The organism is Burkholderia sp. D-99 (assembly GCF_011605345.1).
Taxonomy (GTDB): domain Bacteria; phylum Pseudomonadota; class Gammaproteobacteria; order Burkholderiales; family Burkholderiaceae; genus Burkholderia.
This window is the reverse complement of the sequence record NZ_JAAOXM010000007.1, coordinates 211,822-226,758: the sequence shown is the minus strand read 5'-3', so window position 1 is coordinate 226,758 and position 14,937 is coordinate 211,822. Positions and strand designations below refer to the sequence as shown.

Genomic DNA, 14,937 nt, shown 5'->3' with positions numbered 1-14,937 from the left:
CGGGGCTTTTTTACGTCCAGGGTGAGCCTGGACGACACGTCATGCGCCGAGCTTGCGCAGCAGGTCGTCCTCGCTGGCGACGAACCACACCGACTGCCCGCGATTGGATTCGCGCACGAGTGCGCGGAACGCTTCGCTGCGCGAGAGCCAGTGCTCGATGTCGCCGACCACGCCGAGCCTCACGCCGTAGTTGACGAGCTTCTGCAGCACGGCGCCCGCGAGGCCGCTTTCGAGCCGATAGAAATCGTCGTGCAGCGCGTCCGCGGGCACCGCGACCCAGTCGGCTTCGTGCTCGTGCGCGAGGGCGACGAGGTCGAGCGCATCGCTTTCCCGCTGCACGAGGGCGGCGGAGGGATCGCGGAGCAACACGCGGCTGCCGGCGGCCTGGACGATTCGGTGGTGCATGTCGATGGATTCCGTCGATGCGAGAAACGCGAGCACGCTGTCGCGCTGCCCGCGGATGAAGTGGGGCTGCTCGGGAAGAAACAGGACCTGCGCGTGCGGCACGAGACGCGTCAGGCGATCACGCGTGTCTCGCGAATCGAGCATCACGTCGCGGCCGCCGACGATCGCCAGCGTGGGCGCCGACAGCGTGCGTAGCGTGTCGTCGGGGAACACGGGGATCGGTTCGATACGCGGGCGAAACCCGCGATCGACGGCGCGCATCAGCGCGAGCGTGTCACGCTCGGCCGGCGTCGACGCGGGCGGCAGACGGCCGAGCACGCGCCGTCGCACGCATGCGCGCCCGGCATCGCCGAGCAGCAACAGCGGCAGCGCCCACCACAGAAACGGCTTCTGCCGGCCGATGCCGGACGGGCAGAGCAGCGCGAGCCGCGTCACGCGTGCCGGCCGCCGCAACGTGAAGTCGAGCGCCGTTCGCGCGCCGAGCGAGATGCCGACGAACGCGGCGCGCGGCACCTGCAGGCCGTCCAGCACGTCGTCGAGCCACTGCGCATGCGCGTCGCCCGCGAGCGGCGGCCGCGACGGCGCGCTCGGTCCCGCTTCGCCGATCACGTCGATCGCGTAGAGCCGGAAGTGCGCCGACCATGCGGCCGCGTAGTGCTGCCAGCTCGCCGCCGTCGTCTGCGCGCCGTGGATCAGCACGACCGGCGGCGCGTGTTCGGGGCCGCAGGCGATCACGTGCGTCGCGCCATGGCGCGTCTGCACCGTGACGCGCCGATGCCCGGCCGGCCAGTGCGACAGCGCGGCTTCGTAAGCGGCACGAATGGCGCGTGCATGGTGCGGCGACCTGAAGATCGCGCTCATGTACCGCTTTGCTGCAGCAGCGCCTCGAGCGACGACATCAGCGCGGCCGTGTCGGCTGGCGTCGCGGCGACGATGATCTTGACCTGGCTCGCGGCGGGATCGAACGCGACGTCGATCCGCACGGGGTCGACGTACGACGTGCGCCCGGACGCCATCGCATGCAGCGATCGCGACAGGTACTGGTGCAGCGACTGCGACGCGTCCGGAATGTCGACGATGCTGGTGACGCGCACCGCACGCGACACGGGCGCGGCCGGTTCGGTTTGCGCGAACGCGGCGAGGTCGGTGTCGAGGATGCGGTAGGCGCGGCCGACCCGCGTTGCACGCAGCTTGCCCTCGCGAATGAAGCGCAGGACGGTCTTCGGGTGGAGGCGCAGGCGGGCGGCGGACTCTTCGACGGTATGGAGCATGATTGGCTCGTGGTGCTCAATATGTTACCTATTGTTCCATGAAATAAGGATCAATAGGGAATATTACGGAAATCATGGCATCAGCGTTAGCGGGATGCCGAGCCTGCATCGTCCGGGCGGCACCTGAGTGGAAGCGGAAACGCCCCGCTGGCCGGAGCGGTTCCGGCCAGCGGGGCGTTTTGGGGGCGGATCATCCGCCGGCAGGGGGGCGCCGATGCGCCCCGCATCATTTGTCGACCAGCCGCTTCGGTACCGACAGCGCGAGCAGCCCGCCGAGCACGAGGAACCCGGCGAGCATGACCATGCCCGAATCGTTGGCGCCCGTTGCCTGCTTGAGCCAGCCCATCATGTACGGGCTCAGGAAGCCGGCGAGGTTGCCGATCGAGTTGATCATCGCGATACCGGCCGCGGCCGCCGTGCCGCCGAGGAACGCGGTCGGCAGGCTCCAGAACAGCGGCAGCGTGGTCAGGATGCCGATCGTCGCGAGCGTGAGGCCGAGCATCGCGAGCGCGGTCTGGTGCGCCCAGATCACCGACAGCACGAGCCCGAGCGCGCCGATCGCGGCCGGAATCGCGACGTGCCAGCGGCGTTCGCGGTGCCGGTCCGCGCTGCGTGCGATCAGGATCATCGCGACCACCGCGGCCGCATACGGAATCGCCGACAGCAGGCCGATCATGAACGTGTCGGTTACGCCGGTGGCCTTGATGATCGTCGGCAGCCAGAAGCCGACGCCGTAGAGCCCCATCACGAATGAGAAATAGATCAGCGCCATCAGCCACACGCGCGGGCTCGACATCACGGCGCCGAGCGGCAGGTCTTCCTTGGTCGCTTCCTCCGCGTCGACGTTGCGGGTGAGCAGCGCCTTTTCCTCGTCGGTCAGCCACTTCGCCTTCGCGATTCGCTCGTCGAGCTTGAAGAACACGAGCACGCCGACCAGCACCGACGGGATGCCTTCGAGCAGGAACAGCCATTGCCAGCCGTGCCACCCGCTCATGCCGTCGAACGCCTTCAGGATGAAGCCCGAGAGCGGTCCGCCGATCACGCCGGACAACGCGACGGCCGTCATGAAGAACGTCGTCATCCGGCCGCGCCGGTGCGCGGGATACCAGTAGGTGAGGTAGAGGATCACGCCGGGGAAGAAGCCTGCCTCGGCGACGCCGAGCAGGAAGCGCATCACGTAGAACATCGCGGGCGTCGTGACGAACATCGTCAGGATCGAGATCACGCCCCACGTCGCCATGATGCGTGCGATCCACACGCGCGCGCCGACCTTGTGCAGGATGATGTTGCTCGGCACTTCGAAGAGGAAATAGCCGAAGAAGAAGATCCCGGCGCCGAGCCCGTAGACGGTGTCGCTGAGGTTCAGGTCGGTCGCCATCTGCAGCTTCGCGAACCCGACGTTCACACGGTCGAGATAGGCGACCACGTAGCACAGCAGCAGAAGCGGCACGAGCCGCCACGATACCTTGCGGTAGGTTGCTTCCTCGAATGCGCCGGACGAACCCGGCAGCGACTGCGTCGATGTTGCCATGTTGTCTCCTGGTTTTGTTGTTGACCGGAACCGGCGCATCGGCGGCCGATCCGGTTTCGTGCGAAGCAATGCGTGGATGTCGTGCCGGCCGGCGAGCCCGGGCGCGGCGCGACGGATGCGGCTAGATGCAGCGCCCGCCGTCGACTTCGAGGCAGACGCCCGTGATGAACTCGGCCTCGTCGGATGCCAGGTACAGTGCCGCGTTCGCGATGTCCTGCGGCGTCGAGAAGCGGCCGAGCGGGATCGTCGCGAGGAAGCGGCTGCGGTTCTCGGGGGTGTCCTCGCAGCCCATGAACTCGGTCATCAACGCGGTTTCGCCGAGCACGGGGTTGATGCAGTTCACGCGGATGCGGTCGGCACCGAGCTCGGCCGCGAGCGACTTGCTCGCGGTGATCATCGCGCCCTTCGTGCTGTTGTACCAGACGAGGCCCGGCCGCGGCCGCACGCCGGCCGTCGACGCGACGTTCACGAACACGCCGCCGCCCTGTTCGCGGAAGTACGGAACGAAGGTCTGCACGCACCAGAACAGGCTCTTCATGTTGACCGCGTACACGCGGTCGAATTCGGCCTCCGACACGTCGAGCACCGGCTTGTTGCGATGCGTGGTGCCCGCGTTGTTCACGACGATCTGCACCGCGTGGAAATCGTCGAGCGCGGCCTGCAGCAGCGCGTGCCAGTCGTCCTGCCGCGACACGTCGCCGGCCACCGCGATTGCCTTGCCGCCCGCGAGCGCGATCTCGCTCGCGACGCGCTCGGCTGCCGCGCCGTTCAGGTCGTTGACGACGACGTTCGCGCCTTCGCGCGCATACGTCTTCGCGATGCCTTCGCCGAACCCCGAGCCGCCGCCCGTGACGATTGCCGTCTTGCCGCTCAACCGCATGGTCTGTCTCCTGTGCTGGATATGAGTGTCGTCGTGCTTCGGCATGCGGCCGGTCGCTACCGGCCGCGTGTTCAACCGTGCCGGATCGCGATCGTTTTCAGCGCGGTGAAGCCGTACAGCGCCTCGAAGCCTTTCTCGCGGCCATGCCCTGAATGGCCGACACCGCCGAACGGCAGCTCGACGCCGCCGCCCGCGCCATAGTTGTTGATGAATACCTGGCCCGCCCGCAGGCGCCGGGCGAGACGCATCTGGCGTGCGCCGTCGCGCGTCCAGATGCCCGCGACGAGGCCGTACGGCGTGCCGTTCGCCAGCGCGACGGCTTCGTCTTCGTCGACGAACCGCATCGCGGCGAGCACGGGGCCGAACACTTCCTCCTGCGCGAGCCGGTGCGACGGCGGCACGTCGCGCAACAGCGCGGGTGCCTGGTAGAAGCCGCTTTCGGGCGCATCGGCGACGACCTGCCCGTGCGCGGCCATCGGAATGCCGTCGTGCTGCGCGTCGGACAGGAAATCCCACACGCGCTGCTGCTGCTTCGCGTTGATCAACGGGCCGCAGTCGAGATCGGCGCGGCTCGGGCCGACGCGCAGCCCGTTGAACGCGGTGGCGAGCCGCTCGACGAGCGGCTCGTACACCGCGCGCTCGATCAGCACGCGGCTGCCGGCCGAGCAGGTCTGCCCGCCGTTCTGCACGATCGCCGACACGAGCACGGGCAGCGCCGCTTCGAGATCGGCATCGGCGAACACGATCTGCGGCGACTTGCCGCCGAGTTCGAGCGTGACGGGTACGTGGTTCTCGGCCGCCATCTGCGTGACCAGCTTGCCGGTGGCCGGGGAACCGGTGAACGAGATGTGATCGATGCCGGGATGGCGCGCGAGCGCGGCACCCGCTTCATGGCCGTAGCCGGTGACGATGTTGAGCGCACCGGCCGGCAGCCCGGCCTCGGTGGCCAGCTCGGCGACGCGCAACAACGACAGGCACGCATCCTCGGCCGGCTTGACGACGCATGCGTTGCCGGCCGCGAGCGCGGCGCCGACGCTGCGCCCGAAGATCTGCATCGGGTAGTTCCACGGCACGATGTGGCCCGTGACGCCGTGCGGCTCGCGCACCGTCAGCACCGTGTAGCCTGCTTGATAGGGGAGGGTTTCGCCGTGCAGCTTGTCGGCGGCGCCCGCGTAGAACTCGAAGTAGCGCGCGAGCGCGGCGGCATCGGCGCGCGCCTGCTTCAGCGGCTTGCCGGTGTCGCGAGCCTCGATCGTCGCGAGTTCCTCGATGGAATCGGCCACGCGTGCCGACAGCCGCATCAGCACGCGGCCGCGCTCGGCGGCGCTTTTGGCGCCCCACGGGCCCGCGAATGCGTCGCGGGCCGCGGCGACCGCGCGCTCGATGTCGGGCGCCGTGCCGCGGGCGATCGTCGCGAACGGCTGGCCGTCGGAGGGATCGACGACCGCGATGGTTTCCAGTTGCGCAGGCAACGTCCATTCGCCCGCGATGAAGTGCTTCGCCTCTTCCATGCCTGCTCCTGTGGTTCGACGGCCGGACATCCGGAACGATTATCGCGCCGATCGTCATCCGGACGCCACCGGTCGATTGGCTATAATGGCGCATTCCTTTGGGGGACGCCTGCGGCGATGTATCGGCCGCGGCGCCCTGTCCCGAATTCCCATCGACCTACAGAGAGTGCTCATGAGCTTCAATCATGTTCCGGCCGGCAAGGACCTGCCGCAAGATTTCAACGTGATCATCGAGATTCCCGCGCAAAGCGACCCGGTGAAGTACGAGGCGGACAAGGAACTGGGCCTTCTCGTCGTCGACCGTTTCATCGGCACGGGCATGCGCTATCCGGTGAACTACGGCTACATCCCGCAGACGCTGTCGGGTGACGGCGATCCGGTCGACGTGCTGGTGATCACGCCGTTCCCGCTGCTGGCCGGCTCGATCGTGCGTTCGCGCGTGCTCGGCATGCTGCAGATGACCGACGAGTCGGGCGTCGACGCGAAGCTGGTCGCGGTGCCGCACGACAAGGTCTGCCCGATGACGGCCAACCTGAAGTCGATCGACGACGTGCCCGAGTACCTGAAGGACCAGATCAAGCACTTCTTCGAGCAATACAAGGCGCTCGAGAAGGGCAAGTGGGTGAAGGTCGAAGGCTGGGCCGGCATCGAAGCCGCGCACAAGGAAATCACCGACGGCGCAGCGAACTACAAGAAGTAGGCGACGTACCGGCCGATGGCCGGATCGTGCGAAACGCAAACCGCGCGTGTCTCCTCAGGAGGCCGCGCGGTTTTGTTTTGTGCGCGGTTTGGCGCCTGGGGTGGCCTTCTTGTGTGCGCGTGCGGGGGCTGGCGCGGGCAGGGCGGTAGCGTTCGGTGCGGTCCTCGCACGTTTCGCGCTCGTTGCACGGCGTGCGGCGGTGACGGGAGTCGCTGGGGTTTCGACTGTGTCGGTGGTGGCCTTTGTTGCCGATGCACGGTTGCGCGTCGGTGCGGAAACAACGTCGGTGCGTGGCTTTGCGACGGACTTGCCGCCGGCTACCGGCGCTTTCTGCTTCGGTGTGGCCTTCATGGACTTCGTGCCCGACTTGCCGCGCGACGCGGTCGTTTTCAACTTGGCAGCGTCGTCGGTCTTCGCACGCTTCGTGGCGGGCGTGGCCTTTGTCTTGGTGGGCGCCTGCACGGCTTGTCCGCGTTTCGCGGTCTTTGCGGACGCGGATGCTTTCCCGCCATTCCCGGCCTTCGCGGCTTTCTTGAGGGGCTTGTCCGTTTCGGCGGCCCGTGTCGCGATGTCGGCAGACTGCTCCTTGGCTTTTTTCCGCCCGCGCGTACCGGCCTTCAACCCGGCCGCATCGACGTTCCCGTCGATCGACGTCCCGGCCGGCAACACCGACTCGAGCGTTCGGATCCCGGCCGCCAGCTCGCGTTTCTGCGCGGCCGTGAGCCGCTTCACCCAGTACTCGGCACGCGATGCGATCGACCGGTCGGGCAGCGGAAACGACGCGAGCACCGTACGCGGCTTGCGCGAGCGCGTGTAGCGCGCGCCCTTGCCGGATGCATGCTCGTCGAAGCGCGCGGCAACGTCGGTCGTGATGCCCGTGTAGACGCTGTCGTCGGCGCATTCGATCAGATACAGAAACCAGGACATGGCAGGGCGGCGGGATGCGAAGCCGCCAGTGTCTCAGAAAACGCGTGCATCAACGCCAGCGGTCGCCGTGTCCGTCGCTCGAGCGGCTCGGCGTGCCGCCGCTACTCGGCGCTGCGCCTGAACGGATCGTGTTCACGCAACTCGTCGACGTACGCGTGGATATGCTCGGTCTCGCGTTCGAGAAAGCGCGCGACGGCGTCCGAGAACGCCGGGTGCGCGAGCCAGTGCGCGGAGTGCGTGACGGTCGGCAGGAAACCGCGCGCGAGTTTGTGTTCGCCCTGCGCGCCGCCTTCGAACGTATCGAGCCCGGCCTCGATGCAGAATTCGAGCAGCTGGTAGTACGCCGTTTCGAAATGCAGGCAGGGCACGTGCTCGAGTGCGCCCCAGTAGCGGCCGTACAGCGTGCCGCCGCCGTTTTCGCCGCGCCGGTAGACAGCGAGGGCGCTCGCGATCGGCTGGCCGTCGGCTTCCGCGATCACGAGCAGCAGGTTCTCGGGCATCGTCGCGCCGATCGTGCGGAAGAAATCGAGGTTCAGGTACGGGCTCGAATAGTGTTCGCGGTAGGTCTGCCGGTAGCAGCGCGAGAAGAAGCGCCAGTCGGCGTCGCTGATTTGATCGCCGGTCAGTCGCCGGAACGTCACACCCGCGTCGTGCACCTTGCGCCGCTCCGCACGGATGTTCTTGCGCTTCTTCTGCTCGAGCGTGCCGAGGAAATCGTCGAAGTGGCGGTAGCCGTCGTTGAGCCAGTGGAACTGCACGCCTTCACGCAGCATCATCCCCATCGATTCGAGGAGCGCGGCTTCGTCGCCGGTCGGAAACAGCACGTGCAGCGACGACACGTCGCTCTGCTCGGCGAACGCGAGCAGCGTGGCCGCGAGCCGGCGGCGCGCATCGTCGTCGGCCGCGAGCAGGCGCGTGCCCTGCACGGGTGTGAACGGCACCGCGCACAGCAGCTTCGGATAGTAGGGCAGGTCGTTGCGCTGATACGCGTCGGCCCACGCCCAGTCGAACACGTATTCGCCGTACGAATGCTGCTTCGCGTAGACAGGCGCGGCGGCCGCGAGGCGGCCGGTGCGCTCGTTGGTCAGCGTGACGAAGTGCGGCGACCAGCCGGTATCGTCGACCGCGCAGCGCGCGACGTGCAGCGCGTCGAGGAATTCGTGGCGCAGGAACGGCGTCGGCTGCGCGTCGCGGGCGAGCAGCGCGTTCCATTCGTCGGCCGGTACCTCCGCGGGGGACGACAGGATGCCCGTGCGATAATCGATGCGTTCGTGTTTCAAGCGTGAATCCGTACCGTTCTGTGTCGCCGGATGCGAAGGCCTGCGCGGCCCGCACCGGGACGATTTCGTCAGCCGTTCAGGGCGCGCCGCCGGGCTGCGCCGATCCCGCCATGAAGACCCGACTCGCTCTCGCCCAGATCAACGTCACCGTCGGCGATTTCGCCGGCAACGTCGCGCGGATCGTCGCGGCCGCGCGCGCCGCGCACAACGATGGTGCGCAGCTGATGGTCGCGCCTGAACTCGCGCTGTCCGGCTATCCGCCGGAAGACCTGCTGCTGCGCCCCGCGTTCTACGCGGCGGCGGCCGCTGCGCTCGACGCCCTGGCCGACGCGCTGAAGGCGTTCGACGGGCTCGCGGTGCTGGTAGGCCATCCGCTGCGCGGCGCGGGCGAAGGCGCGCCAGCCGTCGATGGTAATGCAAACCGCCCGATCGAGCGCGGTGTGCCGCCCACCGATACCTTCAACGCGGTATCGCTGATCGTCGGCGGCGAGATCACCGGCACCTACCGCAAGCAGGATCTGCCGAACGCCGAGGTGTTCGACGAGAAGCGCTACTTCGCGACGGACGCCGAGCCGCTCGTGTTCGAGCTGAACGGCGTGAAATACGGCGTGATCATCTGCGAGGATGCATGGCATGCGTCGGCCGCGCAGATCGCGAAGGCGGCCGGCGCGCAGGTGCTGCTGATCCCGAACGGCTCGCCGTATCACATGAACAAGGAAGCGGTGCGCTTCGACATCCTGCGCGCGCGGATTCGCGAAACCGGGCTGCCGATGGTGTACGTGAACCTCGTCGGCGGCCAGGACGAACTCGTGTTCGACGGCGGCTCGTTCGTGCTCGACGCGCAGGGCGCGCTCGTCGCGAAGATGCCGCAGTTCGACGAAGGCCATGCGATCGTCGAATTCGACGGCGCGCGGCCGCTGCCCGGCGCGATCGCGCCCGAGTTGTCGACGGACGCACAGGTGTACCGCGCGCTCGTGACGGGCGTGCGCGATTACATCGGCAAGAACGGCTTTCCCGGCGCGCTGATCGGGCTGTCGGGCGGCGTCGATTCGGCGCTGGTGCTCGCGGTCGCATGCGATGCGCTCGGGCCGGAGCGCGTGCGCGCGGTGATGATGCCGTCACGCTTCACGGCTGACATCTCGACCACCGATGCGGCGGAAATGGCGCGGCGCGTCGGCGTGCGCTACGACGAGATCGCGATCGCGCCGATGTTCGACGCATTCCGCGCATCGCTCGCCGGCGAGTTCGCGGGCCGCGCGGAAGACGCGACGGAAGAGAACATCCAGGCGCGCATCCGCGGCACGCTGCTGATGGCGCTGTCGAACAAGTTCGGCTCGATCGTGCTGACGACCGGCAACAAGAGCGAGATGGCGGTCGGCTACTGTACGCTGTACGGCGACATGGCGGGCGGGTTCGCGGTGATCAAGGACATCGCGAAGACGCTCGTGTACCGGCTCTGCCGCTATCGCAACGAAACGGCCGACTACGCACTGCGCGACGTGATCCCCGAGCGGATCCTCACGCGCGCGCCGTCGGCCGAGCTGCGCGAGAACCAGACCGACCAGGACAGCCTGCCGCCGTACGACGTGCTCGACGCGATCATGCGGATGTACATGGAAGAGGATCGGCCGCTCGCCGAGATCGTCGCGGCTGGTTATGCGCAGGCCGATGTCGAGCGCGTGACGCGGCTCATCAAGATCAACGAATACAAGCGCCGTCAGGCGCCGATCGGTATCCGCGTCACGCATCGCGCATTCGGGCGCGACTGGCGCTACCCGATCACGTCACGTTTTACCGAACGTCTCGATTGAGCCGGGCTGGGCCGCATGCGGCTCGCAGGCTTACAATCGGGATCGCGATTTTTCATCCAAACGAGCATTGGGGGACAACCACCATGAAACGCATCACCGCCATCATCAAGCCGTTCAAGCTGGACGAAGTCCGCGAAGCGCTCGCCGAAGTGGGTCTCACGGGCCTGACCGTGACGGAAGTGAAGGGCTTTGGCCGCCAGAAGGGGCATACCGAGCTGTATCGCGGCGCCGAATACGTCGTCGATTTCCTGCCGAAGATGAAGATCGAAGTGGTCGTCGCGGAAGCGCAGGTCGACCAGGTGATCGACGCTGTGATCGGTGCGGCGCGCACCGGCAAGATCGGCGACGGCAAGATCTTCGTGTCGGATGTCGAGCGCGTGATTCGCATCCGTACCGGCGAAGAGAACGAAGCGGCCGTCTGAGCGCCGCATTCGTCAGCGGGCCGTTTCAGGCCCCGCCAATAAAAAACGGTGCGATACCCGGTTGGGTACCGCACCGATACGCGCCTCTCGCAGCAGCGTGGAAAGTGTTGTCGAATCGTTCCTTGACGGCGCCTGATCAGAACAGGTGCTGGATACCGGCGTAGACGCCGGTCTGGCTGCCGCCCGGATTCGGGTTGCCCGTCGACACGGCCGTACCGGCGCCGTTGGCGTTCAGGCCGAAGTTGGCGTTCTTGCTGTTGCGCACCGTCGCGACCTGCAGGTCGAACAGCGTGCGCTTCGAGATGTTGTACGAACCGCCGACCGTGTAGATGTTCGCGTTGCCGCCGCCGTGGTTCGCGTTCACGTGGTACGCGGCCGCGATCAGCGCCGCTGCCGGCGTTGCCTGCCACGTCACGCCGCCCCAGACCTGCTGGGTGCCGGTGACGCCGGCGTTCACTGCCGGGCCGCCGCTGCCGTCCGCGCGCGAGGCCTGGTAGGCCGCCTGAACCTTGAACTGGCCGAGGAACACGTTCACGCCCGCGAAGTATTCACGCGAGTAGTTGAACACGTCCGAGAAGCGGCCGTTGCTGTCGCGCGTTTCGTCGTAGATACCGCGCAACTGGAACAGCGAGTTCGTGTAGGTAACCTGGGCGCCCATTGCGCGGCCCGGTTGGCCGGCCGTCGTGTTGCCGTTGAAGCTGGTCGAGTTCGAGAACGAGAACTGGCCGTAGAAGTCGAGGCCGTAGAACTGCGGCGACTGGTACGACACGTTGTTGCTGGTCTTGTTCCAGTTGCGGCCGCGCACCAGCGATGCCGTCGACCAGGCCGACTGGCCGAACGGGTCGAAGTCCCACACACCGTTGGCGATCGCGAGTTCGCGACCCAACAGCAGCGTACCGTAGCGGTCGTTGGAGATGCCGACCGTCGCATAACGATCCCAGATCGAGCCGCTGAAGCCGCCCGTCATCGTGTTGAACGCGCCTTCGAGGTGGAACAGGACCTTGTTGCCGCCGCCGATGTCCTCGGTGCCCTTCAAGCCCCACAGGCTCGTGCCCCAGTCACCGCTTTCCGCGCGCACTTGGTGGCCGTTTTGCAGGCCGTTCATGTACTCGATGCCGGCATCCAGGCGGCCGTACAGCGTGACGCTGCTCTGCGCGTGCGCCGTCACCACCCCAGCAGCCATCAGCGCGGCCGCGACCAAAGCTTTCTTCATCATCTCCTCCATACCCTGTCAAAAAGTCAACCCAGACTGCACGAGATGCCCGGAGCGCGAGCGCCGGGCAAAAGCGGGATAACCAGGGAGACCTCGTGCAGGGCCGGTAAGCGCAGCACGCGGGCAAGCAGACGGAAAACCGTTGAGCGGTCCCGCGCAGCCGGGTCGGCCTGCGGGGTCTCCTTGTAGTGTCGTGAAGCTAAACTACATTTCACGAACTTCGTTTTGCTACTTTGGTTACTAATTTAGCAAAAATACAATTTTGTGGCGATGGAAATCGTTGTTTGACTAACACCTGTCGTCAAATTGCCATGCAACACGGTGGGCAACAGGTGCGCCAAGGGTTTGCAATTAACGGAAAACCCTTGTCCCACAAGGGAGACACGACTTTCGCAAACAGGGGTCAAGGATTGCCACTATTGACGCTGCGGGGGGCGCGGGCGTAAGCGCCTGACATGAAGAATTGGTAAGTATTTCGTAATGAATGGTTGGCCACCGGACGTCGCCGGCCGGAGCCTGTAGCACCGGCCCGGCAACGCGCAACGCGATGCAACGGCGCGCTTCGGTCAGGCCGGCTCCGGCCTCGCTTCGAGCAACTGCGCGCGAATCCAGCGATGCGCGTCGGTGCGCGCATGCTTCGCGTGCGAGTAGACCTTCACGGTGTAGCGCGGGATCTCGAACGGCGCCGGAAAGATGCGGATCGGCGCCGCGTGCCGCAGCGCCTGCGCGGCACGGTTCGGCACGGTCATCAGCAGCGCGGATTCCGCGATCACGAACGGCGCGGCCAGCACGGTCGGCAACTGCACGGCGACTTGCCGCGCGAGGCCGAGCCGGTCGAGCACATGGTCGACGACGCCGCGCGACTCGTTCCATGGCGTGACGACCACGTGGCGTGCCGCCAGGTACTGGTCGAGCGTCAGCCGCCGGTGGATGTCCGGATGCGCGGCGCTCGCGATCACGACGTAGTCGTCGGAGAACCAGTCGAAGTCCTCGATGCCCGGCGCGTCGGCCGCCGATTCCTCGTGGTAGCCGAGCGCGAAATCGATGCGGCCGGCCGCGAGTTCGTCGACGGAAATCTTCCGGTCGGAATGCACGACGCGGATCCGCAACCGCGGCGCGACATGCTGGATGCGCGCGAGAAACGCGGGCAGCACCGCGAATGCCGTGTAGTCGGTCGCCGCGAACACGAACGTGCGGTCGCTTTGCGCGGGATCGAAGCGGCGCGCGCGGGCGAGCCCCTTCGACATCGCGTCGAGCGCGTCGCCGGCCCAGGTGGCGATGTCGTCGGCGCGCACGGTCGGCTGCATCTCGTTGCCGAGGCGCACGAACAGAGCATCGCCGATCGCGTCGCGCAGCCGTGCGAGCGCGTGGCTCAATGCGGACGGGCTCAACGCGAGCTCGTGCGCGGCCGCCGCGACCGACCGGTGGCGGTACAGCGCGTCGAACACGAGCAACAGGTTCAGGTCGAGACGGCGCAGGTCTGGATGCATCATGTTCAGGTCCGGATGAAGAAACTGCACTTCCTGCAGGCACCGCGTGAACGTAGCATGACGGTCTGATTGGCGCCAGCGCGGTTGCGCGGCGCCGCTTTCCGTTTCAAGTCCGGGCCGTAGGAGGGCTCATCCCGTGCAAATCGACATTCGTTCCGCCACCGTCGCCGACGTGCCGCTGATCCTGCGTTTCATTACCGAACTGGCCGTCTACGAGAAGGCGGAGCACGAAGTGGTCGCGACGCCCGCGTCGCTCGAGCGCAGCCTGTTCGGCGACGGATCGCCGGCGCGCGCGCTGATCTGCGAGGTCGACGGCGAGCCGGCCGGCTTCGCCGTGTATTTCTTCTCGTATTCGACGTGGCTCGCCCGGCAGGGGCTGTATCTCGAGGACCTGTACGTGTCGCCGCGTTTTCGCGGCGCGGGCGCCGGGCTGCGACTGCTGAAGGCGCTTGCGCGGATCGCGGTCGAGTCGGGCTGCGGGCGTTTCGAGTGGAGCGTGCTCGACTGGAACGAGCCGGCGATCCGCTTCTACGAAAGCGTCGGCGCGGCGCCGCAGAGCGAATGGGTGCGTTACCGGCTCGCGGGTGATGAGTTGCGCGCGTTTGCCGACAGCGCGCCGGTGAGCGCCGCATGAACGCCACGTAAACGCAAAACGGGCGCCGCGCGGCGAACCGCGGGCGCCCGCTCGTGCGGCGAGCGTTACTTGAGGCTGCCGGACAGGAACCCGCGCAGGCGTTCGCTCTTCGGGTGGGCAAACACCTCGGACGGCACGCCTTCTTCCTCGACGCGGCCCTGGTGCAGGAACATCACGTGGTTCGACACGTTGCGCGCGAAGCCCATCTCGTGCGTGACGACGATCATCGTGCGGCCTTCCTCGGCGAGCTTCTGCATCACCTTCAGCACTTCGCCCACCAGCTCCGGGTCGAGTGCCGACGTCGGTTCGTCGAACAGCATCACGTCCGGATGCATCGCCAGCGCGCGCGCAATCGCCACGCGCTGCTGCTGGCCGCCGGACAGGTGCGACGGATACTGCTTCTCGACGCGCGGTGCGAGGCCGACTTTCTCGAGATACGCGCGCGCGCGCTCCTCGGCTTCCTTCTTCGGGATGCCGAGCACGTTCACGGGCGCTTCCATCACGTTCTCGATCACGTTCATGTGCGACCAGAGATTGAAGTGCTGGAACACCATCGACAGCTTGGTACGCACGCGCTGCAGCTGCTTCGTATCGGCCGCGCGCAGCGCGCCCGACTTGTCGGGCGTCGTGCGCACTTCCTCGCCGTCGACGACGATGCGGCCCGCATTCGGCTGCTCGAGGAAGTTGATGCAGCGGAGCATCGTGCTCTTGCCGGAGCCGGACGAGCCGATCACGCTGATCACGTCGCCCGAGTTCGCCTTCAGCGACACGCCCTTGAGCACCTCGTTGTCGCCGTACCGCTTGTGCAGATCGTCGACGAAAAGCTTCTGAGTCTGGGAATTCATCAATAGTCCTGCGAAAA

General features: G+C 66.9%; 14 protein-coding genes. 4 read left to right on the top strand and 10 right to left on the bottom strand.

Annotated features, from left to right (window positions below):
- Positions 1 to 39 precede the first annotated feature (39 nt).
- From HAV18_RS24805 to HAV18_RS24785, 5 genes are all read right to left on the bottom strand, one after another.
- Positions 40 to 1,266 (bottom strand): alpha/beta fold hydrolase, encoded by a 1,227-nt coding sequence (locus HAV18_RS24805; RefSeq protein WP_166961071.1) that lies wholly within the window; start codon positions 1,264 to 1,266, stop codon positions 40 to 42.
- Entirely contained in the window at positions 1,263 to 1,676 is a 414-nt protein-coding gene (locus HAV18_RS24800; protein WP_166961068.1) for a helix-turn-helix domain-containing protein, read from the bottom strand. The genes HAV18_RS24805 and HAV18_RS24800 overlap by 4 nt, the downstream gene beginning before the upstream one ends.
- 226 nt (positions 1,677 to 1,902) lie before the next feature.
- Positions 1,903 to 3,207 (bottom strand): MFS transporter, encoded by a 1,305-nt coding sequence (locus tag HAV18_RS24795; RefSeq protein ID WP_166961065.1) that lies wholly within the window; start codon positions 3,205 to 3,207, stop codon positions 1,903 to 1,905.
- A 121-nt stretch (positions 3,208 to 3,328) separates the two neighbouring features.
- Positions 3,329 to 4,087 (bottom strand): SDR family oxidoreductase, encoded by a 759-nt coding sequence (locus HAV18_RS24790; RefSeq protein WP_166961062.1) that lies wholly within the window; start codon positions 4,085 to 4,087, stop codon positions 3,329 to 3,331.
- Between the two features lie 71 nt (positions 4,088 to 4,158).
- Positions 4,159 to 5,598, bottom strand: coding sequence for an aldehyde dehydrogenase family protein (locus HAV18_RS24785; protein ID WP_166961059.1), 1,440 nt, complete (start codon positions 5,596 to 5,598; stop codon positions 4,159 to 4,161).
- A 172-nt stretch (positions 5,599 to 5,770) separates the two neighbouring features.
- Between HAV18_RS24785 and ppa the strand changes: the two genes are divergently transcribed.
- Positions 5,771 to 6,298 (top strand): inorganic diphosphatase, encoded by a 528-nt coding sequence (gene ppa / locus HAV18_RS24780; protein ID WP_011352863.1) that lies wholly within the window; start codon positions 5,771 to 5,773, stop codon positions 6,296 to 6,298.
- A 54-nt stretch (positions 6,299 to 6,352) separates the two neighbouring features.
- Here ppa and HAV18_RS24775 read toward each other — a convergent pair whose 3' ends face one another.
- Positions 6,353 to 7,225, bottom strand: coding sequence for a GIY-YIG nuclease family protein (locus HAV18_RS24775; protein ID WP_166961056.1), 873 nt, complete (start codon positions 7,223 to 7,225; stop codon positions 6,353 to 6,355).
- Positions 7,226 to 7,326: 101 nt separating this feature from the next.
- Positions 7,327 to 8,505, bottom strand: a complete 1,179-nt coding sequence (locus tag HAV18_RS24770) for a GNAT family N-acetyltransferase (RefSeq protein ID WP_166961053.1) — start codon at positions 8,503 to 8,505, stop codon at positions 7,327 to 7,329.
- Between the two features lie 110 nt (positions 8,506 to 8,615).
- On the opposite strand from HAV18_RS24770, the gene HAV18_RS24765 reads away from it, so the two are divergent.
- Positions 8,616 to 10,316: an NAD+ synthase gene (locus HAV18_RS24765; protein ID WP_166961050.1), complete on the top strand. Its 1,701-nt coding sequence runs from the start codon at positions 8,616 to 8,618 to the stop codon at positions 10,314 to 10,316.
- An 83-nt stretch (positions 10,317 to 10,399) separates the two neighbouring features.
- Positions 10,400 to 10,738, top strand: coding sequence for a P-II family nitrogen regulator (locus tag HAV18_RS24760; RefSeq protein WP_006398637.1), 339 nt, complete (start codon positions 10,400 to 10,402; stop codon positions 10,736 to 10,738).
- A gap of 136 nt (positions 10,739 to 10,874) precedes the next feature.
- Here the strand turns inward: HAV18_RS24760 and HAV18_RS24755 are convergent, their stop codons facing one another.
- Complete coding sequence (locus HAV18_RS24755) at positions 10,875 to 11,954, bottom strand: porin (RefSeq protein WP_166961047.1); 1,080 nt, start codon at positions 11,952 to 11,954, stop codon at positions 10,875 to 10,877.
- 563 nt (positions 11,955 to 12,517) lie between these two features.
- Positions 12,518 to 13,444 carry a LysR family transcriptional regulator gene (locus tag HAV18_RS24750; protein ID WP_166961044.1) on the bottom strand — a complete coding sequence of 309 codons (927 nt, stop codon included), beginning with the start codon at positions 13,442 to 13,444 and terminating at the stop codon, positions 12,518 to 12,520.
- Positions 13,445 to 13,577: 133 nt separating this feature from the next.
- Between HAV18_RS24750 and HAV18_RS24745 the strand changes: the two genes are divergently transcribed.
- Positions 13,578 to 14,075 (top strand): GNAT family N-acetyltransferase, encoded by a 498-nt coding sequence (locus tag HAV18_RS24745; RefSeq protein ID WP_166961041.1) that lies wholly within the window; start codon positions 13,578 to 13,580, stop codon positions 14,073 to 14,075.
- 65 nt (positions 14,076 to 14,140) lie between these two features.
- Here HAV18_RS24745 and HAV18_RS24740 read toward each other — a convergent pair whose 3' ends face one another.
- Positions 14,141 to 14,920, bottom strand: coding sequence for an ABC transporter ATP-binding protein (locus HAV18_RS24740; RefSeq protein WP_166961038.1), 780 nt, complete (start codon positions 14,918 to 14,920; stop codon positions 14,141 to 14,143).
- Between the last annotated feature and the right edge of the window lie 17 nt (positions 14,921 to 14,937).